This is a genomic window from Ruegeria sp. HKCCA6707 (assembly GCF_013033515.1).
Lineage (GTDB): Bacteria > Pseudomonadota > Alphaproteobacteria > Rhodobacterales > Rhodobacteraceae > Ruegeria.
Window position 1 is genome coordinate 138,480 of sequence record NZ_WQEG01000001.1, and the last position, 22,495, is coordinate 160,974.

Genomic DNA, 22,495 nt, shown 5'->3' on the forward strand with positions numbered 1-22,495 from the left:
GGACCAGGGGGTCAAAGCCCATCCGTCGGCGAATTGATCAGGATATAGAGCCCCACGCAAACCATGACATAGGGCGCGATGCGATCCATCCGGGCAAAACGCGGCGCTAGGTTCTGGGCATGCGGCGCGCCCCAACTGGCCAGAAGAACCAGCCCAGCGGCCGCAATGCTGGCGCCAATCAGGGCCGCCCAGCGAAAGCCGGGGGTTGAGTCGGCCAGAAGCGGTGTCATCACGGCAAAGCTGTCAATCGACAGGCTGAGGAACAGTGTGACAATCGAGGTGACCGCGCTTTTGGTCCCCATCTCTTCGACCTCGGCGCTGCTGGCCTGATGCCAGATGCCACGCAGGCCCAGCACAAGCGGGACAAGGCCCAGATAGCCGATCCAGAAGGGAATGCCGTTGTTGTTCAGTCCGACGGCCACGATCATCGACAGGCTCAGCATTATGGTTTGAGCCAAAGCAAACCCTGTTATTGCGCGGCGTCTGTCGACGACCAGAAAGAGGCCCAGCAGAACCGCGAGGTTGTCCAAGTTGGTGGTCACCAGCGCAATGCCGGCAGACAGGGCAAAGAGTGTAAGTTCAAGCATGTGCCTTGGGCAGCCGATCCAGAACGGCGCGCGCTGCGCGCAGGCCCGGCGCCTCACCTCCACGGCCCAGCCTTTCCATGGTCAACGCCATTGCCTCCTGCTGTGCGACCGGGTTTTCGCATACCGCATTCAAGGCTGCGGCGATGTTTTCGGGCGTGCAGTCATCCAGCAGACACTCTGGTACAGCGCGCGTATCGGTTACCAGATTGACCAGCGTCACGGTGTCCAGCTTGACCATGCGCTCGGCCATTTTCTGGGTCAGCCAGTTGAGCTTATAGGCAATGACCATCGGCGTGTTCTGCGCTGCCAGCTCCAGCGAGACGGTACCCGACGCGGCAAGCGCAAGGTCCGCCGCAGCAAAGGCCGCGCGTTTCTGGGCGCTGGCCTGCGCGGCGTCGCTGTCGCGCGGGTCCAAAACAACCGGCTTACCCGGCCAGTTGGGAACAATCGAATTGATCAGATCGGTCGTTGCCCCAACCGTGGGCACGACAACACGAAACGCGGGGTGCTTTGCGATAAACAGCTCCAGCGCGCCGCCAAAGCTGTCGGCCAGCCGCTCGATCTCACCTCGGCGCGAGCCCGGCAAGGCCAGCAGGAAAGGCGCATCGCCCAGATCATGGGTTTCGCGAAAGCCTGCGATTTCGGCTTGCGTTGCAATCGGTTCACTGGCCACGGGATGACCGACAAAGTCGCACTCCATCCCGGCCCGCTCCATATAGGGCGGCTCGAAGGGCAGCAGAGCAAGCACGTGGTCGATCACCTTGGCCATCTTGTCCGCTCGTCCTGGTCGCCAGGCCCAGACGCTGGGGGCCACGTAGTGCACGGTTCGTATCGCGCTAGAGGCTTTGACGATCTTGGCCACGCGCAGCGAAAAATCGGGGCTGTCGATGGTGATCAACACATCAGGTTGCACCGCAAGCACCGCCTCGGCCGTCTCGGCGATCCGTCGTTTGAGGTGAAAAAACTTCGGCAGAACTTCCACCAGCCCCATGACGCTGAGTTCAGACATCGGAAACTGGCTGGTCAGCCCTTCTGCTTGCATCAACGGGCCGCCAACACCGTGAAATTCGACGTCAGGGACAAGGGTTTTCAACCCCGCCATCAACGCGCCACCCAGCCGGTCGCCAGACGGTTCTCCGGCCACCAGAAAGACGCGCATCAGACAGCCCGCTCGCGCACGGTCAGGAAGAGGCCAAGCCGGTTGCATTCGGCAATCACCGTGTCGCGCTGCAACAGGATCACACCGCCCTTTTCGATGACGATCCCTGTCAGCCCTGCCGCAACGGCCTCGGCCACGGTGTCGGGGCCGATGGTGGGCAGGTCCACCCGCCGATCCTGGTCGGGTTTTGGGCCTTTGAACAGAATCCCGCCGCCCGCATCCGGGCGCTGGGTCAGCGATTGTAGCATCCAGGCGGTGCCAAAGATGCCCTCGACCGCGAGCACTTGCCCCTTCAGAACGACACAGGCCTGCCCGATATCCGCAGCCCCCATGCTGCGTACCACGCCCACGGCACGGTCTGCATCTGCCAGATCCCCTTCAGCAGGTTGCGCCTCGGTCAAACAGCCCAGCGGAGGCAACAGATCCGGGACGAGGTCATGCGCGGCGCGCACGCTCAGCCCTGCACCCTCGAAGATTGATATCACGGCGCGCAAAGCCGCATCGTCGCCGGCGATCATCGCTTGCTGCAATTGCGGAACCAAAGGCATTGTCGCCGCGTCGATACGGGCCGGGTCTACCTTCGGGCGTTTCACAGCGCCAACCATGCAGATCTCGGTTACGCCGCGTGTCTGCAACTCGGTCAGAAACGTGCCCAGCTGTTCCAGCGGGAAGACCATGTCAGGGGTCAGCCTATCGGGCACGAACCCTTCCAAGGCGCAGATCAAAGGGCGCTGGGGCAACCGGGCGACCAATTCGTCCGGCAATGCGCCTGTCCCCGCAATCAAAGCCAGCATCGGTTATTTCCTTGGCGTCAGGAAGGACCGGTCGGTATCGCTGGTGACAAAATCCACGATCCGGCGGACATAGTCGCTTTGGACGTCTTCCCCCAGGCGATGCGCACGGTCCATGAAGGGGCCGTCACCTTCGGACAACTCGCGGAACGCTGCCCGCAAGGCTGCGATATCTTCACGCGCCACACCGCGACGCTTGAGCCCCACAAGGTTCAGCCCGTCCAACTCACCACGCGGTGCCTGGACCAGACCGTAGGGAATGACATCCTTGGCCACCATGGTAAGCGCGCCAATAATCGCCCCCTGCCCGACTCGCACCCATTGATGCAAGCCCGAGATGCCACCCACAATGACATCATCTTCTATGATGCAATGCCCGGCTGCGCCCGAATGGTTGACCATGATCACGCGATTACCCATCTGAACGTCATGCGCCACATGGACGCCAGCCATCAACAGGCAATCGTCCCCGATGCGGGTGACACCGCCACCACCTTCTGTGCCGGTATTGATTGTGACATGTTCACGAATGCGGTTCCGTTGGCCGATCTCAAGACGCGTATTCTCGCCGCCGAATTTCAGATCCTGCGGAATTTCACCGATGACCGAAAAGTTGAAGATGACGGTGTCGTCCCCAACCGAAGTCTCACCGGTCACCACGACATGTGATTTCAGCTCGACCCGGTCTCCGAGACGGACATTGGGTCCGACGTAACAGAACGGTCCAACCGTACAATCCTGCCCGAGTTTTGCACCCTCTTCGATGATGGCGCTGGGATGGATACCGCTCATGCTGTTTTTTCCATGTCCCAATCAACATAGGCCGAAAACTCGGCCTCGGCGGCCACTTCGTCATCAACGGTCGCACGGCCGCTGAACTTGAAGATTTTACCACCCTTTTTGCCGCGCACGGTTTCGACATGCATCTTCAAGACGTCACCGGGCACCACTTTGCGGCGGAATTTGCACTTGTCGATATTCATGAAATAGATCAGCAGCTCGCTATCGATCACATCCATACCGACGCCCAGCATGACCCCTGCAGTCTGTGCCATCGCTTCGACAATGGTAACGCCTGGCATGATCGGCGTGCCCGGGAAATGGCCCTGGAAATGAGGCTCGTTCATCGTGACGTTCTTGACGCCAATAGCCGATTGATACCCGTCAATTTCGACCACCTTGTCGACCAAAAGAAACGGATAGCGATGCGGCAGAATGCGCTGGATCAGCTGAATGTCGGCACTCTTGGTTTCCGTGCTCATGGTTCTGGTGTCCCGTTTTTTGGTGTTATCTTGAACGTGTGGTTAGCAATACCGTCACGTCAGGGCAAGCCACGCTAGTCGCCAGAGAGGTCATCGAGACCTTGTCCATCCCCAATAGCTGCATCTATGCGAGAAATTGCAAAATCGGTAATGTCCGTACGATCGGCGCTCAGAAAGACACTGGACCTTTCGATGATCATCGAGGCACCGGATTCGCGCAGAAGGTCGATCAAATGAGGTTGCGCCAACTCAAAAAACGCAGCTCGCGCGACTTCGCTGCGGCGTGCCAAATCGTCCAGCTTTGCACGTTGGCTTTCACGATGCGATTGAACTTTAAGGTCGAACGCATCTGCAAGCGGCGTGAACTCCTCTGGCGGCAGAGTCGCGCGCTGTTCGGTCAGGTCTTGCTCTTCTTGGCTCAATTCAGCGACGATCTTCTCATTTTCTTCCGCAAGTTCGGCACTTTCCTCTTCGATTTCTCGGAAGATACGTTGGCCAAATTGCGATTCAGAAAACAACCGCTCGCTTGAAATTGTAAGAACACCCGATTGCGGCACGCCCAATTGCTGTGCCGCCGCCGATGCACCGATGCAGACAAAAACACACAGGGCCCAGATCGGGCCCCGCGTAATCCTTTTGACAAATGACGGTTTCATTGGCTCAGAAATTTGCCTGAATGGTCAGGTCAAAGCTTTGCTCTTTGTCAAAGCTTTCTTTCTTAAGAGCTTTTGAGAAGTTGAAACGCAGCGGGCCAAAGGGTGTTGTCCACAGGACCGACACGCCCAATACGTGACGGATCGAACCATCTGCACCAACGATATTGGCACCCGTCGTGTCAACGTTGTTGATGTTGTAGAGGTTGCCGACGTCATAGAAAACACCGCCCCTCAAACCAAGTTCCTCGGGCAGCCCCAGTGGAAAATCGGTCTCAAACCGGGCGACCCAGTAATAGTTGCCACCGATAGCGTCGTCTTCACCGTTCGAAAGGTCGCGCGGACCAATACCCGACGGTTCGAACCCACGGAAGGTCCCGCTTCCAAGCAAGAAGCGATCCAGTGTTCGACTAAAATCGGAACCTCTCCAGTTAAGCGCGCCAAGCTCAAGTGTAGCTCTCAGAACTACTTCTTCATTCAAGACACGCTGCTGCGCGATCGCGCGCGCTGTGGTTTGGATATATTTGTTGTCACCACCCAGCCCAGCGTAGTCCAGGTTTGCTTCCAACAGCACGCCTGCATTGGGGTTCAAACCACCAAGCCGGCTGTCGTAGATATAAGACAGACCAACCGAACTTGAAGTCCGGCTGCCTTGGGCGATTTCAGACGAAATAACCGCACCGCTTGTCTGGCCGCTTTGCTGGGTCATTTCACTGTCTTCCCAACCATAGCGAAGACGCAGTGCCGAGAGTTCACCAATCGAATAGGTCAACTGCGGTTGGAAGAACAACCGCTCAGTATTGTACGACGCAAAGCTTGAATCCGTGGCAGCGAAACCCAGACCCAGGTCGAACCGCAATTGGCGACCCAATAGATAGGGCTCGGTAAAGTTCAAGGTGTACTGTTCTGACTCCTGAGCCGTCGAGATTGTCAGGCCCAAATTCTGACCACGTCCCAAAAAGTTCGATTCGTTCAAACCAACCGCGATGCCGAACCCGTCGGAAACCGAGAAACTACCACCGAGGCTCAGCGAACCGGTCGGTTGTTCGGCGACATCCACATCGACGATCACCTGGCTTGGGCTCGACCCTTCTCGTGTTTCGACATCGGCCTCGGAAAAGAAGCCAAGTGCCCGAATACGTTCAGCGGCCTGACGGATTTCGCGCGGGTTAAAGGGGTCTCCTTCGACAGTGTCGAACTGGCGTCGGATAACACGGTCGAGTGTTGTCGTATTTCCTTCGATGTCGATCCTTTCGACAAAGATGCGAGGCCCTTTTGTCAGAACAAACTGAATATCCAATGATAGATCACGATCATTTCGTGTGACGCGAGGCTCGACCCGAAGAAAATCGACACCTTCCTTCAAGCCCAAGCGTTCTTGTCTCGCGATCGACTGTTCGACCAGCGAGGGCGTGTAGGTAACGCCAGGTTTGATCTTCAAGGCTTCCTGATAGATCGCTGGATCGACACCCGGAATTTCACTGACCGTTGTGATGTTACCAAATGAGAACTTCTGACCTTCGGTGATGTTCATGACCAGGAAAAACGCATCCCGTTCGCGGGTGAACTCGACATTCGTGCTGTTAACCCGAAAGTCGACGTAGCCGCGCGAAAGATAGAAATCCCGAATTACCTGCTTATCGAACTCGATCCGGTCGCCGATGAAGGTATCGCTTCGGATGAAGGTCCGCAAAAACGTTGCTTGCTTGGTTTCTAGAACACGGCGCAAACGTCGGTCCGAGAACGCGCGGTTCCCTACGAAACTTACGCGTTCAACCTCGATCGTAGTGCCTTCGGCCACTTCGAAAACCAGATCGACCCGATTGTCATTGCGACGAATGATACGCGGGATGACGGTCGCCGAAACGCGTCCCTGGGCCGAGTAAACCTCGGCGATCAGATCGGCATCCGCTTCGGCCACTTGGGGCGTAAACACCCGCCGCGTCTCAGACGAAATGACGTCAAGCAGCACCTCATCCTTTACCCGGCGATTCCCTTCGATGCTGATTTGGTTGATTGTCGGGTATTCCTGCACCTCGATCACAAGAGTCGTGCCGCGCGGTGTCAGTTCAACTGTTTCAAAAACGCCACTGTCAAGCAAACGCTGGAAAGCATCATTCAACTGACCTGCGGTTACCGTTTGGCCCGGTTCGATACCTGTTCGTTCGATGATCGTCGACGTTTCGATCCGCCGATTGCCTTCAACTTCGAAGCTGTTGATGGTGTAAGTCTGCGCCTGCGCGACCTGTGGTGCTGCCGTTAACCCGACGACAGTAAAGGCAAAAATGAATACTAGTGCGCGCCACAATATATTGATTGGTGCCTGTACCGAGCCGCAGGATGTGCCCGTACCTCTGCTGTCCGCCATGTTTTTTTCTCAACCCAGAATCTAAGTCTTTGCAAGTTGAGTAGCGGGAATATGCAGTCTTGTCAAAAGACCAAACTGCATAAAAAGCGTATTGGTTTTAGGCTTTCAGAGACGAGGAATCACATAGTCACCAGATAAGCGCCTGCCGCAAGGGCAAGTGCGGTGATCGCAAAACTCATCAGCATGTTCCAGTTCATCAGGAACAGAAAGCTGAAACTCTGATATGATTTCTGCAATGCCTTGGTCATCTGTCCGGTTTCCATGCTCTGTGTAAGGACAGATCATAGCGTTTAAATGCGGCAAGAATGCGTCCAGATTGTGCCGGGTTTTACCAAATCAGCAGAACAGGTCGTTGCTGATCGAAAACAGCATCAAAGACAGGATCATGGTGATGCCGATGCCCATCAGGATCCGAAGCGCCTTGTCGCTGGGTGGTTTGCCCGAAACCGCCTCATAGGCATAGAACACCAGATGGCCGCCATCCAAAGCGGGTATCGGGAACAGGTTCAAAAGGCCGATCGCCGCAGACAAGACAGCTATGAAAAAGATGAAGCTCTGGGCGCCCTGGCTGGCCACCGCACCCGAGGTCTCGGCAATCCCGATAGGCCCCGAGATATTGCAGGTGCTGATCGCTCCGGTGATCATGTGCCACATACCCGACAATGATCCTTCGATGATCCGCATCGTCTGGCTGACACCGACCGAGAGGGATTCGCCAACACCGGCGGGAACGGTCGCAGGTTCCAGCATCATGCCGCCGACGATTCCGATACGCCAATGCGTTGCAAAACCTCCATCGGCCAAGGGCTCGTCCGTCCGACGCGGCGCCAAAGCAAATTCAAGGTCTGCACCATCGCGCCACACATTCAAAAGCAAGGCGCGCCCGTCCGAGCTTTCAACATGTTCTTTCAACTGGTCGAAGGCAAAGATTGGGTCTCCGTCAACCGAGGTGATTACATCGCCCGCTTTCAAATCGATATCCATGGCCGCACTGCGTGGCGTCACCTGTTGTATCAGCGGTGGGAACAACCACGGGCCAGCGACGTCCAGGGTCTCGCCGTCTCGGATCACCGTATAATCCAATACGGGTTCGACGGGCAGCGCGTCCCGGAATTCCGACCATGTGTTGCCATCATCGATATCGGGAGTTGCGATCCCTTCGATAGCGATGATCTCGTCTCCATCCTGCAAGCCCTGTACGGTCCCCGGCAAAGGTTTCAAAGAGGCAATTGTCAGCGGCTCGCGGGTGACGCCTTCGGACCAGAAAATCGCGCCGAAAACCAAGATCGACATGACGAAATTGAACACAGGTCCCGCAGCCACCGTCGCTGCGCGCGCCCAAAGCGGCGCACCGTGCATCGTACGACGCAGGGCTTCGGGGCTTTGCTCGGCTATTTCGGTCATCGTGTCTTCGTCTTTGCCCGAGGCCGCATTGGCGTCGCCCAGAAACTTGACGTAGCCGCCGAAAGGAAGCAGGGCGATCTGCCACTTGGTGCCGCGCTTGTCGACACGGCTCCACAGGACCGGGCCAAATCCGATCGAGAACACTTCGGCATGAATGCCAGACCAGCGCCCAACGATATAGTGGCCATATTCGTGGACCGCGACGATAACGGACAATGCAATCACGAAGGCTGCGATTGTGTAGAGAAGCCCACCGAATTGCGGGATCAGAGAAAAAATATCCAAGTGTCTTATCCTGCTCGTTGTCGCACGGCTTCATCCACCCACTTCCGTGCGAGATGGTCCGCTTGCTGGACGTTATCAAGGGTCAAAGCGGCATCAATAAGGTCATTTGTAGTGTCAAATTGGTCAAGAACGACCGAGACCAAGTCTGCCATGTCCAAAAAACCGATCCGTCGGGCGATGAAATGATCCAGAGCGCGCTCTTTGGCGGCGTTGAATATCGCGCCGGACAAGCCACCACGCTCCATCACGTCCCGGGCAATGCGCAGCGCTGGATATCGGTTCAGATCGGGCGTTGAAAACCGCAATTGACCAAGCGCTGCCAAATCCAGTCGCTCGACAGGCAAATCGCGACGATCCGGCCAGTGCAACGCATATCCGATAGCATGGCGCATATCTGGCGCGCCAAGATGGGCCATCAATGCTCCGTCGTTGAAACCGACAAGTGCGTGCACAGTGGACTCGGGGTGAACAAGCACTTCGATCTGGTCCGGATGAACCTGAAAGAATTCTTTGGTCTCAATGACCTCCAGCGCCTTGTTGAACATAGACGCGCTGTCGATCGTAATGCGCTGCCCCATATCCCAGTTCGGGTGGCTCGAGGCCTGTTCGACCGTGGCACTGGCCAGAGCTTCCAAAGGCCAGTCCCGAAACGCACCGCCGCTGGCGGTGATGATGATCCGCTCGACCGCGTCCATATCCTCGCCCACGAGAGCCTGGAACACAGCTGAATGCTCACTGTCGACCGGCAGAAGCCGGGCATTGTGTTGCTGCGCGGTCTGCAGCACCAAAGGTCCGGCGCAAACCAGTGTTTCCTTGTTCGCCAGCGCCAGCGTCGCGCCTTGCTCCAGCGCTTTGATCCCTGGGGCGAGCCCTGCGGCCCCGACGATGGCGGACATCACCCAGTCCACCGGACGGGAAGCCGCTTCGGCAATGGCATTCTGACCCGCTGCGGCCTCGACACCCGATCCTTTCAGCGCAGCCCTCAATGCATCAAGCTGTCCGTCGTAAGCCGTTACCGCAATATCAGCCTGTAAGTGTTTGGCATCATTTGCCAATTGTTCAATGTTGTTGCCACCGGTCAGCGCCACCAAATCATAGGCGTCTGTCTGTCTGGATATCAGATCAATCGTGCTCTGACCAATCGATCCTGTAGCGCCCAAAATGGATAGCTTGCGCATTACATCCCCACAGGAACAAAGAACTGAGCTGCGATCAGAACAAATAACGCAGCCCCCATCATTCCGTCAAACCGGTCCAGAAAACCGCCATGGCCGGGAATGAGGTTCGAGCTGTCCTTGACGCCAAATTTCCGCTTTGTGGCGCTTTCAACAATATCACCGATCTGGCTGGCCATCGACGCCAGAACCGAGATGACGACGAAGAAAAAGCCCAAGCCAAAATAGGCTGCAAAAACTATTCCAACCACCGCCGCGGCGGCCCATCCTCCTGCGGTTCCCGACCATGTTTTCTTGGGGCTGATGCGTGGCCAGAACTTTGGCCCACCAATCGCCTTGCCCACGAAATAGCCCGCGACATCCGTGGCGACGACGATCAGGATCAGCCAGACCATCCAGCCAAACCCCATGTTTTCGCGGATCGAGATAAAGCCCAGACCCGCCGCTGCGATCCAGACGGCAAAGGCGACATAGGTCAGCTTTGCACGTCCAACCTGCCCCGCGCCGACAATCGCGGGTGCAACAAGGATCGGCAGACGGTAAATGGCGGGTAGATGATAGCTGGCAATGACCGCAGCCCCGGTCAAGATCGCAAGCTGGATCGCGACGCCAGCGCGCTCGGGCGCGATCATGCGCACCAATTCCCAGGTCATCAAGCCACAGGCGATGCCAACGAAGATTTCAAACCATAGGCCGCCCAGCCAAACTTCAACCGCGCCAATGGCGACCAAGACCGCAGCAGACAGAACTCGGGCGGTAAGGTCAGCCCATCGGCCATCGCTCATGCGGGCACCGCTCCGAAACGCCGCTCGCGTGCGCCGTAGTTTCGGCAAACGCGACCGAACTCAGCGGCTGTAAAATCAGGCCACAAGGTATCGATGAACTCATATTCCGAATAGGCTGACTGCCAGAGCAGAAAATTTGAAATTCGGGCCTCACCACTGGTGCGGATCACCAAGTCGGGATCCGGTAAAACCCTTGTATCCAAATATTTTGGCAGAGTTTCCTCATCTACGTCTTCGGGCTGCAGCTTTCCTGCGGCCACATCTCGGGCCAGACGTTTGGTTGCCCGCGCGACCTCATCCCGACCGCCGTAATTCAGAGCGACTGTCAGGTGCACCAGATCATTGTCTTTGGTTTCTTGTTCAAGCTTGTCCATCAAGCTTGTCAACTTTTTGTCCAACCGCACCCGATCCCCGATGAACCGCACCCGGATCCCGTTTTCCTTCAGCGTGCGGGTTTCCTTGACGATATAGCGCCGAAACAGGCTCATGAGGCCGGCAACCTCAACCTGCGTCCGTTTCCAGTTTTCGGTTGAAAACGCAAAGATAGTCAGGAATTTCACACCCAGTTCCGGGCAGGCTTCAACCACCTCGCGCACGCGCTTGGCACCCGCGTGATGGCCATAGAGCCGTGGGCGACCACGTGCCTGCGCCCAGCGGCCATTGCCGTCCATGATGATGGCCACGTGACGCGGCCCGGTATGGGGATCTTTTGGCATATGCTGGGCCTTAGACCTGCATGATCTCGGTTTGCTTGGTCTCAAGCGCGTCATCCACCGACTTGATCATTGCGTCGGTCATCTCCTGAACTTCGGCTTCCCAAAGTTTCTGATCGTCTTCCGACATGCCATCGGCCTTGGCCTTCTTGATCTGATCCATGCCGTCCCGGCGCACATTGCGGATCGAGACGCGTGCGCTTTCAGCATATTGCCCGGCAACTTTACCCAGTTCCCGACGACGTTCTTCGTTCAACTCGGGAATGGGCAGCATGATGATGGTGCCATTCAGCTGAGGATTGATCCCCAAACCACTTTCGCGAATGGCTTTTTCCACTTTGCCGACCAGCGACTTGTCCCAGACGTTGACCGTCACCATGCGCGGTTCGGGCACATTCACTGTGCCCACCTGATTGATCGGCGTCATCGAACCGTAGGCATCCACCATCACAGGCTCCAGCATCGAGGCCGATGCCCGCCCGGTGCGCAGCGACGCAAATTCGGTTTTCAAATTCGCCATGGCGCCGTCCATGCGGCGTTGCAAATCATCGGTGTCCAGTTCGAAATCATCAGACATGCTGCTCACTCCCGGTCTTCAGGTGCTGTTTGGATGGGTCATAAGCCATCACAATTGGGATGTATAGCAATCATGAGCATGAATTGTGGCAATGGCCAGAGTTGTTTCTGGCCATTGTCAGACAAATGCCCGGAGTTGTGGCCGCGCCTCAAGCGTTCACATCGACAACGACACGGCCCTTGACCTGGCCTTGCAGGATATCGGCCCCAAGCTTTGGCAGATCCGACAGAGTCGCGGGTTGTACCATCGCTTCAAGCTTGTCCATCGGCAGATCAGTGGCGATGCGGTTCCAGGCGCGCACCCGGTTGTCATAGGGCTGCATCACGCTGTCGATCCCCAGCAGGTTCACACCGCGCAGAAGGAACGGAATCACCGTGGCCGGTAACCCTGCGCCCCCGGCCAGGCCGACAGCGGCGACCGAGCAACCGTATTTCATCTGCCCCAGAACCCGCGCAAGCATTTCACCGCCGACCGCATCAACGCATCCGGCCCAGGTTTCGCTCTCAAGCGGGCGTTTGGTGGTCTCGTTCAACTCCTCGCGCGGCACGATGGTGCTGGCACCCAATGACTTCAGGTAATCGCCGGTCTCCGGGCGTCCCGTTACTGCGGCCACTTCATAGCCCAGATGCGCTAGAATGGCCGTAGCCACCGATCCAACGCCACCTGCTGCGCCGGTGACCAAAACAGGCCCGTGGCCGGGGGTCAGCCCGTGGTCTTCCAAAGCCATCACCGCCAGCATTGCAGTGAACCCCGCAGTGCCCACAGCCATCGCCTGTTGCGTGCTCAATCCATCCGGCAAGGGAACCAGCCAGTCAGCCTTGGCACTGGCTTTCTGGGCGTACCCGCCCCAATGCGCCTCGCCCACACGCCAACCAGTTAAAACCACCTTGTCACCGGGCGCATAGCGCGCATCCGAGGACGTCTCGACAGTACCGGCATAATCGATCCCCGGAATATGAGGGTAATTGCGCACAAGCCCTCCACCCTTGGGGGAAAGGCATAAACCGTCTTTGTAATTCACCGTGGAATATTCGACCGCCACGGTCACATCTCCGGATGGCAGGTCCTCTTCCGAGATTTGCTTGATCTCGGCTTGTGCCGCGCCGCTGTCCTCGTCCTTGTTCATGATCAACGCATTAAACATTCAGCTCTTCCTTTCTGTTCCTCAGCGCCAGATCCGCTTTGCATCTGGCCAAAAATATCCCCGGGGGTTCGCGCAGCGACAGAGGTAGAGCCCCCTACCTCCGCTCAAATCCAGAAATGCGCCTGCACCACCGCATCACGTGTCCCCGCCGGTGTCTCAACCTCCAAAGCCGTGCCCGCGTCCCAATGGCTTAGCTTCACCATACCGATGGCCACATTTGTTGTGAAATCCGGCGACCAGGCAGCCGAAGTGATCTGCCCCACGCGCCTGCCTTCGGCAAAAACGCCCCAGGGCCGATCGCAGGGCGGAACCGGGTCCCCGGCGATGGCGATCGGTCGGATCTGTTGCACTGGACCTTCCTTGGCCACACGCAACAGCGCATCACGCCCAATACATCCGATCGCGGTATGTGTGTTGCAGAACTTGCCCAGCCCGCATTCATGCGGTGTGTTGTCGTCGGTCATGTCATTGCCAAAAGACAGCAACCCGCCCTCGATCCGTTCGATCAGGTTTGGGCACCCTGCCCGCACGTTCAGATCCCGCCCAGCCTCGAACAGAGCGTTCCACAGCGGCATTCCAACCGCGCTGCCTTCGACATAGATCTCGAACCCGCCCTGTTTCGAATAGCCCGAGCGCGCAATCGCCAGGCTGTGGCCCTGAAACTCGAACATGTCAAAGCGGAAGAACCGGATGTCACGCACACGGTCTCCGAAAACGCGCGCCAACAGCTCATCCGATTTTGGCCCCTGCACCGCCAAGGGTGAGACGTCGGGCTCATCCACCAGCACATCCAGACGATAGCCATTGGCGATTCCCTTGACCCAGAACAGCAGGTCACTGTCGGCAATGGATATCCACCAACGGTCCTCTGACAGCTTCACCGCCACTGGATCATTCAGCATCCCGCCGGTCTCATCCACGATGGGCACGTAATAGCATTGCCCCGGCAGCATCCCACGCAAATCGCGTGGGGTGAGCATTTGCATCAACCGCGTCGCATCCGGGCCGCGCAGCTCGACCTGGCGCTCGCAAGAGACATCCCAGATTTGCACATGCTCTTTCAGGTGCCGATAATCCGCTTCGACGCTTTCAAAGACCGTCGGCAGCAGCATCCGATTGTAAACCGTATAGGCTTTGACCCCTGCCGCTTCGACACCGTCTGAGAACGGGGTGCGCCGCAAGCGCCGGGACAGAGAAATTTGGGTCACGCCGCTCTCCTCTCACTGATCAGACATTCGACGACGCTTCGGTCGCGCATCACTTGGGTCCGTGCCAGTCGATGGGGCAAATTTCGGCGGATTTACCGCCAAAATCCCAAACCCGGCCATAATCACGCACCCTAGATTTGGTGCCGCGCGCGACGATGATGTCGGGGCCCATCCAGTATTTCGAGTTCGAGACCATCACCGGATGATCGGGGTCCTTGCCGCCCAGCATCTCGATCTCGCCCTGAATTTTGCGACCAATCATGATGCGACGCTTGGTTCCGTCGCGTTCAATCTCAACCGGCGCACGCTCGGCTCCGATGATCTCGCTGACGAGCATGGTGAACAGACCTGTGGTGCCGCCTGCCTGACCACTGAAGATCTGCAGCAGGCCGTTATACGCCTTGCCGCTGGCGCGTTCGTCGACATAGGCGGCGACTTTCCACTGGCCTTCGCCCATCCGGCCCGGAATATCGACCAGCAGGCCCACATTCAAACCGGACAGGTCTTCGCCCTCGTAATGGCCTTCGTCGATGATCACCCCCATCCAGGCGTGGCAATGGCCTTCGGTTGGTGGATGCGCGCCCAGCGAGACAACGCAGGGACAAAATACATCGCAGGAACAGTTCAGGATCAACTCGCCCTTGATGGCCCATTCCGTCGGGCTCATCTCGCGCCGTTTGGGGTTGGGCATGCGGCTGTCGATCCGCTGGCTTATCGGCAGCCTGTCCGCATCTGCCCTTCTGTTCTTTGCCATTTCATTCTCCTCCGCAAGTCATCCGTAAGTCACGGGAAAGGCCAGCAGCAGCACGCCGCCAGCAATCAAAAGAAACCCCATCGGCCGGGTCACCCGGTGCCCGATCTGAGGCAGTTTTTCCAAGACCATGAACAGCGTCGCCAAACCCATCCACAAGAGGCTCATGACTCCGCCCACAAAGCCTAGCGCCATAAAGCCCCAGCAGCATCCAACGCAAAAACTGCCCAGCCCCAGCCCCATGCGCAGACCGCCTGCAAAGCCGGTTTTCCAATGGCCCAGGAAATAGGACATGGGCGCGTGACAGATGCCGTGGCAGACCGCTTTGCCGCGGGTAAACTGAAACGCGCCGACGACGATCATCAACCCTGCGGCAACCCATCCCGATTTGGCGATGCCCAGCATGTCGATCACGCCACCAAACAGCAGCACAAGCTGAACACCTGCAATCAGGGCTGCAAATCCGACCCAGACGACGAAATACCCCAGCAACACCCCCAGCCATCCAGCGCGAGAGCCATTGGCGCTACGGATCAGGTCCTCGTAACTGCGCAGCGTGGGCACAAGCGTCGGCAGCATCATCGCGGCCATCATGATGGCCCACATCCAGAACAACGGGCCGTACTCGGCCATGGGCATGTACATATCCATCCGAGGATCCATTGCCGCCATCGCCTGCCCCATGGGCCCCGGGCGCCCGATCCAGTCCAGATCCATCGCGCGGCTCATGGAGAACATCACCCACCACGCGCACAGAATCGCGAGATAGAAGCCCAGCCACAGCCCGTTGCGGATGATTGCGCGACTCACCTGATCCTCCCACAGCATCGCTCTTGCTTTTCAAATGTCAGACTTTTAAATGTCAGACAAATAAAAATTCATATTTGCAGGCACACGGGATGAAAATTGACCCCAAAAACCCGGCGGACCTGTCGGCGCAGATCGCGCAGGCTATTCGGGACGCTATCGTGTCTGGCGCGCTGATCGTTGATGAGCGTCTGCCGTCCGAAGCTGAGCTGGCCGATCAGTTCCAGGTTTCGCGCCCCACTGTGCGCGAGGCCCTGAAACGTCTGGCCGCTCAGGCACTGATCCGCACCCAGCGCGGAGCCACGGGGGGCGCTTTTGTGAACCGTCTCAGCTTTGAGGACGCATATTCGCAGCAAATCACCACTTCGACCCTGCTGCTGTCTATGAATGCGGTCAGTTTCGATACTGCCTGCGAGGCGCGCTATGCGCTGGAACGCGCCTGCGCGCCCATGTCCGCTGAACGCAGAAGCCCGGATCAGCTGGCCACGATGCGGGCCGAGATCTTTCGTCAGGCGCAGCCCGGGCTGACGGATGAGGCCTTTTGCGCCTCGGATGTGGCCTTCCATCGCGCGTTGGTCGACGGTGCTGGCAATCCGGTTCTGTCCTACCAACTAGCGGGTGCGGTTGAGGCGATGCAGCCACTGATGAACATGATCACCTTCACGGCACGGTCGCGCGAGGCCATTATCGAGCTGCACGGCAACATAGCCGACGCTCTGGATGCGCGCGACGCGGATGGTGTCGAGGCCGCTCTGATCGAGCTTGAGGCCTATACGCGGCAATTGGCCCGGGACGTGGCCGAACAACGTCGCAAACCCGCTTGAAGCGCCAAGTTGGTGCTGTTCATTCGCCAAGGGCAGTCTAGGTTCGCAATGAACCCACAGAAAAAGAGGCCAGAATGATACCGATCGTGAACGCAATTGCCGCCCTGTTGACCATCGGGTTTGGCCTGTTCGGCTTTTTGGCCCCCGCCTATACGGCCAATGCGCTGGATCTGGCACCCACCACCAGCACTATGGGGCTCAGCGAAATGCGCGCCTCGGTTGGCGGGCTGTTTGTGGTGACAGGGATCGCGGTTTTGTGGCTCAACCAGCCCATGGCCTATGTCATGCTGGGCGTGGTCTATTCCGGGGCGGCACTGGGGCGGTTCGTATCTGTTGTGCTGGACAACCCACCCCTGGCCAAAGCTCTGATTTTTGGGGGAATCGAGCTTGTGCTGGCCGTGTGGCTGATTGCGGCCAATCTCAACAGAACCGCCTAAGGCATTGGCGCTGCGGCAGATTCGCCATTTGCATCTGTCCTACGCCTTGCCTATATAAAAGATGTCCTTCGGGACTATGGACATAAACGCGCTCGTAATAAGCGGATCGGACCCGGGGGCGGTACCCGGCGGCTCCACCAACCATCCTTCGTTTGGGGATTTTGGGGCCGAAACAGGATCGACGAACGTCTAAAGGGGTTAGCTTTGTCTCGGCTGTCTGCCACCGTTACCGGCGAAACTAGTACAATTGCAAACGACAATCGTGCTCCGGTTGCAGTTGCTGCGTAAGCAGTAACAAGACCGAAATCTAAGCCCTTGCGCCTAGCCGCGTAAGGCGGGGTTCGCAGGTACCTGGCAACAGAAACCTGCATTTCCCCTATGCGCGAATTCTGAACAAGATCTCAGGTTTTGTTCACGGTTTATTTAGGCCTTTGCCGCATCGTCCTGACCAAGAGACAGGAGGCTGTGATGAGCAACGCAGATATGCTTCGCAACTGGTATTCGCAGGTTTGGGAACAGGGCAATACGGATGCAATCGATCAGTTCTTTGCGCCCGACACCACAACCGAAGGGTTGATCCCTGAAATGCAGATGGATGGTGGTGATTTTCGTGACCTCGTCATGGCATTCCGACACATCCTTGGCGACATCACGGTTGAAATGCCCAAGATCCTAGAAAGCGGCGATTGGGTCAGCGCGTTTGTTCACCTGAAAACAACGCGCGCTGACAATGGGGCTCCGGTTACGGCCACAGGGCAGGTTATGGCGCGGTTCAAAGGCGACAAAATGGTTGAGGCGTATAACCAGTTCGACTTCGTTTCGCTGTTTGAACAACTGGGTCAGTTCCCGCAAGACACCCTGCCCGTCTGCATGACTGGGCAGCGCCTGGACTGGGCTTGACGGCACGCTTGACCCAGTCGCGCGTTCCGCGTTAGCTCAGCCCTGAACGGGGTTAGCTTGCGAACACCCCAAAGGTCGCTTTCCAAGCTTCGCATGTATCCGAGTTGAAACAGGAAACATGCAATGGCAGCCTCGCCGCGAAGATTTGAAACCCCAGCCTTTTGGCCCCTAAAGCTGCTTTGGGTTCTGTGTCCGGCGCAGAATGCGCGCCAGCTGTGCAACGCGCGCGCATACACGATGGTGACGCGACATCTCGTGTGGTCCGCATGAGCCCGTCATTTTCCGAACTGCTCCGCGTCTTCGGGCGCATTGGGCTTTTGTCCTTCGGTGGCCCGGCGGCACAGATTTCCCTGATGCATCAAGAACTGGTCGAGCGTCGCCCTTGGCTGGATGAGCAGAGCTTTCTCAGGGCGCTGTCTCTGTGCATGTTGTTGCCTGGGCCCGAGGCGATGCAACTGGCCACCTATGCGGGGTGGCGGCTCCGCGGCGTTTGGGGAGGGCTGATCGCAGGCACGCTTTTTGTCGTGCCCGGAGCCATTGTCATCGCCCTGCTGGTTGCGCTTTATGCGGCCTATGGGGATTTGCCCTTGGTTCAAGCCGGATTTCTGGGCATCAAGGCAACTGTCATCGTGATCGTCCTTCAGGCGTTGAGCAACCTTTCGCGAAAGGCTCTTAACGGGCCGAGCCACAAAGCGACCGCTGCGCTGGCATTCATCGCTATCTTCGCGCTCAACCTGCCTTTCCCGATCATCATCCTCTGCGCCGCCCTTTGGGGATACGCCGTTACACCAGTGCCCAAGGGTGTTCCTGCGACCCCCTCGCCCGTCCGTAACAGCCCGATCCGAACGGCAGCGATCTGGCTGACGCTTTGGCTGACCCCCTTGGTCCTGCTGACCCTGACAGGTCAAACCTTGCTGAGTGATCTGGGCTGGTATTTCGCCCGTCTGGCAGTGGTGACCTTCGGCGGGGCCTATGCGGTTTTGGCCTATATGACGCAGACCGTGGTGGATACGTATCACTGGATCAGCACCGATCAGATGATCGACGCGTTGGGACTTGCCGAAACAACCCCCGGCCCGCTGATTCTGGTGACACAGTTTGTGGCCATGCTCAGCGGCTACCTGTCCGGTGGATATGCCCTGGCCATGGCGGCGGGAGCGGTGGCCCTTTGGGCGACTTTCGTGCCGTGTTTCCTGTGGGTTTTCCTGACAGCACCCTATCTCGACTACCTTGCTGAACGCCCGCGTCTGACCTCGGCATTGCACGCGATCACGGCAGCCGTGGTCGGAGTGATTCTCAATTTGTCGCTCTGGTTTGGGTTGAGCGTCTTATTCGGAACAGTCGCGGATTGGAGTTTTGGCCCGGTGTCAATACCTTTGCCCGAAATCACCTCTTTGAATCTTGCCGCGCTAGGCTTGACAATCGGCGCTGGGCTGTTGATTTTCTGGGCAAAATTGGGGTTTGCAGTCAGTTTGGCTCTGATGACCTGCGCCGGTCTGGTTTTGCACTATTTGTAGCCAATCTTGGCCCGCGCGGCCTTTCGTTTCCGGCCAAATCCCCTATGCTGAGTGTAGCGAGTATTGAGGACAACTTATGTCGCAGGACATTGACTATGGAAACCTGATGCACACGGCCATGCGCGGCCTGATCAAGCAGGTTTTGTCGGATGTATCCAACACCGGCCTGCCTGGGGCACATCACTTCTTTATCACCTTCGATACGCGCCAACCGGGCGTCGAGTTGGCCGATTGGCTGCGCGAGCGCTATCCTGATGAAATGACCATCGTCATGCAGCATTGGTTCGAAAACCTGACGGTTGGAGACGAAGGCTTTTCGATCACGCTGAATTTCGGCGATGCGCCCGAGGTTCTGTATATCCCCTATCTGGCCATCAAGACCTTTGTGGATCCGTCGGTCGAGTTTGGCTTGCGCTTCGAAAGCAATGATGACGATAGCGAGGATGATATCTCGGAAGAGATCGCTGTCTCAGCGCCGGAAACAGAAGACGAGCCGCATCAGGATGCAGATATCGTCTCGCTCGACAGTTTTCGGAAGTAAGCAAATCGCAGCGCTGCGCCTAAGGCCTTTATTCTTTTCGCAAGAACGTTTCGACCGAGCGTGATTTCTCGCCATTGCGGAACCGCGAGAAGGACAATTCCAGCCCGCCGTCGGCCAGCGTTCGGTCAAATTGCTGCAACTCATAGCCACCGGATTCGTCAATAAACAGCGAAAAGACAGTCAGCGTCGGCCCGTCGATCCGCCCCCAAACAAAGGGTTCTCCTTTCATCGGGTCCAACGGAACTTCGTGCCCGAAAACATTTCGCTTCATCGCAGCCGAGTACAGGTCGCCGCGCCCCGAGGGCAGAAAGTCGATGGAATACTTCTCGTCCTTCACGCGCCCGTCCGGCTTGTAGGTCGTTGTCGTCCAACTGACATTGAACCCCTGTTTAAGCTCGTGAATAGAAACGCTCATATCGCGCGGGGTTTCTTCGCCGTCGATGTTCACCACATTCGCCGAGCCAACATAATTCCCCACAAAAGGTGTGATGTCGGATGCTTTGGCAGCGACAGCCAAGAACAGCATGATCAACGCCGCGCCAAGCGTCACGATCAGTGACTGTCCGGGAATCGATCTTTGCATTTCACTCTCCATCGCAGGGTGCACTACATTCTATCCGGCCTACCCATCAGCACAATGGGCCTGTTTGCGTTAACTTCAAGGTTTGAGCGCTACTGACGATCTATATCTTTGAAAGCCCAGCCTCTATGGTGCGCGCAACTTGCCGATTGAGTCATGCGATCTCTCGGGCTAAACGGCATACAACTGCATACCAGACGGAGTGACAGATGTCTCAGACCCGCACCGAATCCGACAGCTTTGGCCCGCTTGAGGTTCCTTCTGACAAGTATTGGGGCGCGCAAACTCAGCGATCGATCATGAATTTCCCGATCGGTTGGGAAAAACAGCCCGTGGCCATTGTCCGCGCGCTGGGCGTGATCAAGAAAGCCTGTGCGATGGAAAACAAAGCCACTGGCAAGCTTGACGCCAAGATTGCCGATGCGATCATCCAAGCCGCGGGTGAGGTGATCGAGGGCAAGTTTGATGACAACTTCCCTCTGGTCGTGTGGCAAACCGGATCGGGCACCCAATCGAACATGAACTCGAACGAGGTGATTGCGAACCGGGCCATCGAAATTCTGGGCGGCGTAATCGGTTCGAAATATCCGGTGCATCCGAATGACCACTGCAATATGGGGCAATCGTCAAACGATACCTTCCCCACCGCCATGCATATTGCCACCGCGATGAGCGTGCGAGATGTGCTGATGCCGGGTCTGGAGAAATTCGCTACAGCGCTTGAGAAAAAAGCTAAAGAGTTCGAAGGGATCATCAAGATCGGTCGAACCCATACGCAAGATGCGACACCTTTGACGCTGGAACAGGAGTTTGGCGGATACGCACATCAGATCCGTCAGGGGATCGCCCGCGTTGAGGCGTCGATGCCCGGCATCTACGAGCTGGCGCAAGGCGGCACTGCGGTGGGCACTGGCCTGAACACGCACAATGGTTGGGACGAAGCAGTTGCAAAGAACATGGCAGACATCACCGGCCTGCCCTTTGTCACCGCGCCGAACAAGTTCGAAGCGCTGGCGGCCCATGATGCCATGGTCTTCCTGTCAGGTGCCTTGGCGACCATTGCGGGCTCTTGTTACAAGATCGCGAATGATATCCGCTTGCTGGGCTCAGGCCCGAGGTCAGGTCTGGGGGAACTGATCCTGCCGGAAAATGAGCCCGGCTCTTCGATCATGCCAGGCAAGGTGAACCCGACACAGGCCGAAGCGCTGACCCAGGTCGCCGCCCATGTGATGGGCAATGATGCGGCGATGAAATTTGCGGGCTCGCAGGGTCATTTCCAGCTGAACGTCTACAATCCGATGATGTCCTACAACCTGCTGCAATCGATCCAGTTGCTGGGCGATGCAACCGACAGCTTTACCGAGCGCATGTTGCTGGGCATCAAGGCCAATGAGCCCCGCATCGACAAGCTGATGAAGGAATCGCTGATGCTGGTGACCGCGCTTGCCCCCACCATCGGCTATGACAATGCCACCAAGGTTGCCAAGACGGCCCATAAGAACGGCACCACCCTCAAGGAAGAGGCCATTGCCCTGGGTTTTGTCGATGCGGCGACCTTTGATGCGGTTGTGCGCCCTGAACAGATGATCGGCCCGAAAGACTGATGGGCAAACCGGTCAATCTGAACCGGTATCGAAAAGAAAAAGCGCGGGCTGCAAAAAAAGCCCGCGCAGACCAAAATGCTGTGGCGTTTGGGCGGTCCAAGGCGGAAAAAGACAAGGTGCTTGAGCGGCTGGACAAGCTGAAACGCGACCTCGACAATCATGAGCTGGATGAATGAGCGGCCGCCCGGTGAAACGCTCTCTGACGCTAAAGGGGCACCGGACCTCGGTTTCCCTTGAAGATGAGTTCTGGCGCGCTTTTCGCAACATAGCGCAGGAAAAAGATATTCCAATCAATGTCCTGGCGTCAGAAATTGATGTTGCGCGAGACCCGGAAACAGGCTTGGCCTCGGCCATCCGTGTATACATCCTGAATTGGTATCAAGACAAAGCCTGACCCTTGTCATCCCGCGCTTTGGTCGCTAG

26 protein-coding genes and 1 other RNA gene are annotated in these 22,495 nt (G+C 57.5%); 9 read left to right on the plus strand and 18 right to left on the minus strand.

Features of this window, described 5'->3' with window-relative positions:
• Positions 1 to 11 precede the first annotated feature (11 nt).
• The 17 genes from GOW40_RS00695 to GOW40_RS00770 all read right to left on the minus strand — a co-directional run bounded on the left by GOW40_RS00695 (position 12) and on the right by GOW40_RS00770 (position 15,690).
• Positions 12 to 587, minus strand: coding sequence for a cadmium resistance transporter (locus tag GOW40_RS00695; protein WP_171129403.1), 576 nt, complete (start codon positions 585 to 587; stop codon positions 12 to 14).
• Complete coding sequence (gene lpxB, locus GOW40_RS00700) at positions 580 to 1,746, minus strand: lipid-A-disaccharide synthase (RefSeq protein ID WP_171129401.1); 1,167 nt, start codon at positions 1,744 to 1,746, stop codon at positions 580 to 582. The genes GOW40_RS00695 and lpxB overlap by 8 nt, the downstream gene beginning before the upstream one ends.
• Positions 1,746 to 2,540 (minus strand): LpxI family protein, encoded by a 795-nt coding sequence (locus GOW40_RS00705; RefSeq protein WP_171129399.1) that lies wholly within the window; start codon positions 2,538 to 2,540, stop codon positions 1,746 to 1,748. The genes lpxB and GOW40_RS00705 overlap by 1 nt, the downstream gene beginning before the upstream one ends.
• A 3-nt stretch (positions 2,541 to 2,543) precedes the next feature.
• A complete protein-coding gene (lpxA, locus tag GOW40_RS00710; protein WP_171129397.1) occupies positions 2,544 to 3,329 on the minus strand; it encodes an acyl-ACP--UDP-N-acetylglucosamine O-acyltransferase in 786 nt (261 codons plus the stop codon).
• Entirely contained in the window at positions 3,326 to 3,799 is a 474-nt protein-coding gene (fabZ, locus tag GOW40_RS00715) for a 3-hydroxyacyl-ACP dehydratase FabZ (protein WP_171098890.1), read from the minus strand. The genes lpxA and fabZ overlap by 4 nt, the downstream gene beginning before the upstream one ends.
• A 74-nt stretch (positions 3,800 to 3,873) precedes the next feature.
• The gene (locus GOW40_RS00720; RefSeq protein WP_371731813.1) at positions 3,874 to 4,356 is read right to left on the minus strand and encodes an OmpH family outer membrane protein; all 483 of its coding nucleotides are present in this window, start codon (positions 4,354 to 4,356) and stop codon (positions 3,874 to 3,876) included.
• Between the two features lie 103 nt (positions 4,357 to 4,459).
• Positions 4,460 to 6,820, minus strand: a complete 2,361-nt coding sequence (gene bamA, locus GOW40_RS00725) for an outer membrane protein assembly factor BamA (RefSeq protein ID WP_171129393.1) — start codon at positions 6,818 to 6,820, stop codon at positions 4,460 to 4,462.
• 119 nt (positions 6,821 to 6,939) lie between these two features.
• The gene (locus GOW40_RS22300; protein WP_256367814.1) at positions 6,940 to 7,068 is read right to left on the minus strand and encodes a hypothetical protein; all 129 of its coding nucleotides are present in this window, start codon (positions 7,066 to 7,068) and stop codon (positions 6,940 to 6,942) included.
• An 88-nt stretch (positions 7,069 to 7,156) separates the two neighbouring features.
• On the minus strand, positions 7,157 to 8,509 hold the full coding sequence (rseP, locus tag GOW40_RS00730; protein WP_171129391.1) for an RIP metalloprotease RseP: 1,353 nt from the start codon (positions 8,507 to 8,509) through the stop codon (positions 7,157 to 7,159).
• A 5-nt stretch (positions 8,510 to 8,514) separates the two neighbouring features.
• A complete protein-coding gene (gene dxr, locus GOW40_RS00735; protein ID WP_171129389.1) occupies positions 8,515 to 9,687 on the minus strand; it encodes a 1-deoxy-D-xylulose-5-phosphate reductoisomerase in 1,173 nt (390 codons plus the stop codon).
• Positions 9,687 to 10,469: a phosphatidate cytidylyltransferase gene (locus GOW40_RS00740; protein ID WP_171098880.1), complete on the minus strand. Its 783-nt coding sequence runs from the start codon at positions 10,467 to 10,469 to the stop codon at positions 9,687 to 9,689. Before GOW40_RS00740 ends, dxr begins: the two co-directional genes overlap by 1 nt.
• A complete protein-coding gene (locus GOW40_RS00745; RefSeq protein WP_171129387.1) occupies positions 10,466 to 11,185 on the minus strand; it encodes an isoprenyl transferase in 720 nt (239 codons plus the stop codon). The genes GOW40_RS00740 and GOW40_RS00745 overlap by 4 nt, the downstream gene beginning before the upstream one ends.
• Before the next feature lie 10 nt (positions 11,186 to 11,195).
• Positions 11,196 to 11,759 carry a ribosome recycling factor gene (frr, locus tag GOW40_RS00750; RefSeq protein ID WP_171098876.1) on the minus strand — a complete coding sequence of 188 codons (564 nt, stop codon included), beginning with the start codon at positions 11,757 to 11,759 and terminating at the stop codon, positions 11,196 to 11,198.
• Between the two features lie 148 nt (positions 11,760 to 11,907).
• Entirely contained in the window at positions 11,908 to 12,903 is a 996-nt protein-coding gene (gene acuI, locus GOW40_RS00755) for an acryloyl-CoA reductase (protein ID WP_171129385.1), read from the minus strand.
• Between the two features lie 104 nt (positions 12,904 to 13,007).
• A complete protein-coding gene (locus GOW40_RS00760; protein ID WP_171129383.1) occupies positions 13,008 to 14,111 on the minus strand; it encodes a dimethylsulfoniopropionate demethylase in 1,104 nt (367 codons plus the stop codon).
• A gap of 49 nt (positions 14,112 to 14,160) precedes the next feature.
• Positions 14,161 to 14,865: a DUF1326 domain-containing protein gene (locus tag GOW40_RS00765; protein WP_171129381.1), complete on the minus strand. Its 705-nt coding sequence runs from the start codon at positions 14,863 to 14,865 to the stop codon at positions 14,161 to 14,163.
• 18 nt (positions 14,866 to 14,883) lie between these two features.
• On the minus strand, positions 14,884 to 15,690 hold the full coding sequence (locus tag GOW40_RS00770) for a DUF2182 domain-containing protein (RefSeq protein WP_171230827.1): 807 nt from the start codon (positions 15,688 to 15,690) through the stop codon (positions 14,884 to 14,886).
• Between the two features lie 71 nt (positions 15,691 to 15,761).
• Here GOW40_RS00770 and GOW40_RS00775 point away from each other — a divergent pair, with 71 nt between their 5' ends.
• The 6 genes from GOW40_RS00775 to GOW40_RS00800 all read left to right on the plus strand — a co-directional run bounded on the left by GOW40_RS00775 (position 15,762) and on the right by GOW40_RS00800 (position 19,888).
• On the plus strand, positions 15,762 to 16,493 hold the full coding sequence (locus GOW40_RS00775; protein WP_171129377.1) for a FadR/GntR family transcriptional regulator: 732 nt from the start codon (positions 15,762 to 15,764) through the stop codon (positions 16,491 to 16,493).
• 74 nt (positions 16,494 to 16,567) lie between these two features.
• Positions 16,568 to 16,930: a DUF4345 family protein gene (locus GOW40_RS00780; RefSeq protein WP_171129375.1), complete on the plus strand. Its 363-nt coding sequence runs from the start codon at positions 16,568 to 16,570 to the stop codon at positions 16,928 to 16,930.
• Positions 16,931 to 16,954: 24 nt separating this feature from the next.
• Positions 16,955 to 17,302: a transfer-messenger RNA gene (gene ssrA / locus GOW40_RS00785) on the plus strand.
• Between the two features lie 96 nt (positions 17,303 to 17,398).
• Positions 17,399 to 17,830 (plus strand): ester cyclase, encoded by a 432-nt coding sequence (locus GOW40_RS00790; RefSeq protein ID WP_171098864.1) that lies wholly within the window; start codon positions 17,399 to 17,401, stop codon positions 17,828 to 17,830.
• Positions 17,831 to 18,096: 266 nt separating this feature from the next.
• On the plus strand, positions 18,097 to 19,347 hold the full coding sequence (gene chrA, locus GOW40_RS00795) for a chromate efflux transporter (RefSeq protein ID WP_171129373.1): 1,251 nt from the start codon (positions 18,097 to 18,099) through the stop codon (positions 19,345 to 19,347).
• Between the two features lie 76 nt (positions 19,348 to 19,423).
• Positions 19,424 to 19,888: an SspB family protein gene (locus GOW40_RS00800; RefSeq protein ID WP_171129371.1), complete on the plus strand. Its 465-nt coding sequence runs from the start codon at positions 19,424 to 19,426 to the stop codon at positions 19,886 to 19,888.
• A gap of 28 nt (positions 19,889 to 19,916) precedes the next feature.
• Here GOW40_RS00800 and GOW40_RS00805 read toward each other — a convergent pair whose 3' ends face one another.
• On the minus strand, positions 19,917 to 20,471 hold the full coding sequence (locus tag GOW40_RS00805; RefSeq protein WP_171129368.1) for a hypothetical protein: 555 nt from the start codon (positions 20,469 to 20,471) through the stop codon (positions 19,917 to 19,919).
• A 206-nt stretch (positions 20,472 to 20,677) separates the two neighbouring features.
• Between GOW40_RS00805 and fumC the strand changes: the two genes are divergently transcribed.
• The 3 genes from fumC to GOW40_RS00820 are packed head-to-tail and all read left to right on the plus strand — an operon-like array spanning position 20,678 to position 22,466.
• A complete protein-coding gene (fumC, locus tag GOW40_RS00810) occupies positions 20,678 to 22,072 on the plus strand; it encodes a class II fumarate hydratase (RefSeq protein ID WP_171129366.1) in 1,395 nt (464 codons plus the stop codon).
• Positions 22,072 to 22,248: a DUF4169 family protein gene (locus tag GOW40_RS00815; protein ID WP_171129364.1), complete on the plus strand. Its 177-nt coding sequence runs from the start codon at positions 22,072 to 22,074 to the stop codon at positions 22,246 to 22,248. The genes fumC and GOW40_RS00815 overlap by 1 nt, the downstream gene beginning before the upstream one ends.
• Positions 22,245 to 22,466, plus strand: a complete 222-nt coding sequence (locus GOW40_RS00820; RefSeq protein ID WP_171129362.1) for a ribbon-helix-helix domain-containing protein — start codon at positions 22,245 to 22,247, stop codon at positions 22,464 to 22,466. Before GOW40_RS00815 ends, GOW40_RS00820 begins: the two co-directional genes overlap by 4 nt.
• Positions 22,467 to 22,495 lie beyond the last annotated feature (29 nt).

Bases quoted from the DNA above. Each gene is read 5' to 3' on its own strand.
- chrA (WP_171129373.1), top strand. From the start codon at position 18,097: ATGAGCCCGTCATTTTCCGAACTGCTCCGCGTCTTCGGGCGCATTGGG.
- GOW40_RS00820 (WP_171129362.1), top strand. From the start codon at position 22,245: ATGAGCGGCCGCCCGGTGAAACGCTCTCTGACGCTAAAGGGGCACCGG.
- GOW40_RS00695 (WP_171129403.1), bottom strand. From the start codon at position 587: ATGCTTGAACTTACACTCTTTGCCCTGTCTGCCGGCATTGCGCTGGTG.
- GOW40_RS00805 (WP_171129368.1), bottom strand. From the start codon at position 20,471: ATGCAAAGATCGATTCCCGGACAGTCACTGATCGTGACGCTTGGCGCG.
- GOW40_RS00815 (WP_171129364.1), top strand. From the start codon at position 22,072: ATGGGCAAACCGGTCAATCTGAACCGGTATCGAAAAGAAAAAGCGCGG.
- GOW40_RS22300 (WP_256367814.1), bottom strand. From the start codon at position 7,068: ATGACCAAGGCATTGCAGAAATCATATCAGAGTTTCAGCTTTCTGTTC.
- GOW40_RS00745 (WP_171129387.1), bottom strand. From the start codon at position 11,185: ATGCCAAAAGATCCCCATACCGGGCCGCGTCACGTGGCCATCATCATG.
- frr (WP_171098876.1), bottom strand. From the start codon at position 11,759: ATGTCTGATGATTTCGAACTGGACACCGATGATTTGCAACGCCGCATG.
- GOW40_RS00765 (WP_171129381.1), bottom strand. From the start codon at position 14,865: ATGGCAAAGAACAGAAGGGCAGATGCGGACAGGCTGCCGATAAGCCAG.
- GOW40_RS00790 (WP_171098864.1), top strand. From the start codon at position 17,399: ATGAGCAACGCAGATATGCTTCGCAACTGGTATTCGCAGGTTTGGGAA.
- acuI (WP_171129385.1), bottom strand. From the start codon at position 12,903: ATGTTTAATGCGTTGATCATGAACAAGGACGAGGACAGCGGCGCGGCA.
- lpxA (WP_171129397.1), bottom strand. From the start codon at position 3,329: ATGAGCGGTATCCATCCCAGCGCCATCATCGAAGAGGGTGCAAAACTC.
- bamA (WP_171129393.1), bottom strand. From the start codon at position 6,820: ATGGCGGACAGCAGAGGTACGGGCACATCCTGCGGCTCGGTACAGGCA.
- GOW40_RS00800 (WP_171129371.1), top strand. From the start codon at position 19,424: ATGTCGCAGGACATTGACTATGGAAACCTGATGCACACGGCCATGCGC.
- lpxB (WP_171129401.1), bottom strand. From the start codon at position 1,746: ATGCGCGTCTTTCTGGTGGCCGGAGAACCGTCTGGCGACCGGCTGGGT.
- GOW40_RS00705 (WP_171129399.1), bottom strand. From the start codon at position 2,540: ATGCTGGCTTTGATTGCGGGGACAGGCGCATTGCCGGACGAATTGGTC.
- dxr (WP_171129389.1), bottom strand. From the start codon at position 9,687: ATGCGCAAGCTATCCATTTTGGGCGCTACAGGATCGATTGGTCAGAGC.
- GOW40_RS00770 (WP_171230827.1), bottom strand. From the start codon at position 15,690: ATGCTGTGGGAGGATCAGGTGAGTCGCGCAATCATCCGCAACGGGCTG.
- fabZ (WP_171098890.1), bottom strand. From the start codon at position 3,799: ATGAGCACGGAAACCAAGAGTGCCGACATTCAGCTGATCCAGCGCATT.
- GOW40_RS00740 (WP_171098880.1), bottom strand. From the start codon at position 10,469: ATGAGCGATGGCCGATGGGCTGACCTTACCGCCCGAGTTCTGTCTGCT.
- fumC (WP_171129366.1), top strand. From the start codon at position 20,678: ATGTCTCAGACCCGCACCGAATCCGACAGCTTTGGCCCGCTTGAGGTT.
- GOW40_RS00775 (WP_171129377.1), top strand. From the start codon at position 15,762: ATGAAAATTGACCCCAAAAACCCGGCGGACCTGTCGGCGCAGATCGCG.
- GOW40_RS00780 (WP_171129375.1), top strand. From the start codon at position 16,568: ATGATACCGATCGTGAACGCAATTGCCGCCCTGTTGACCATCGGGTTT.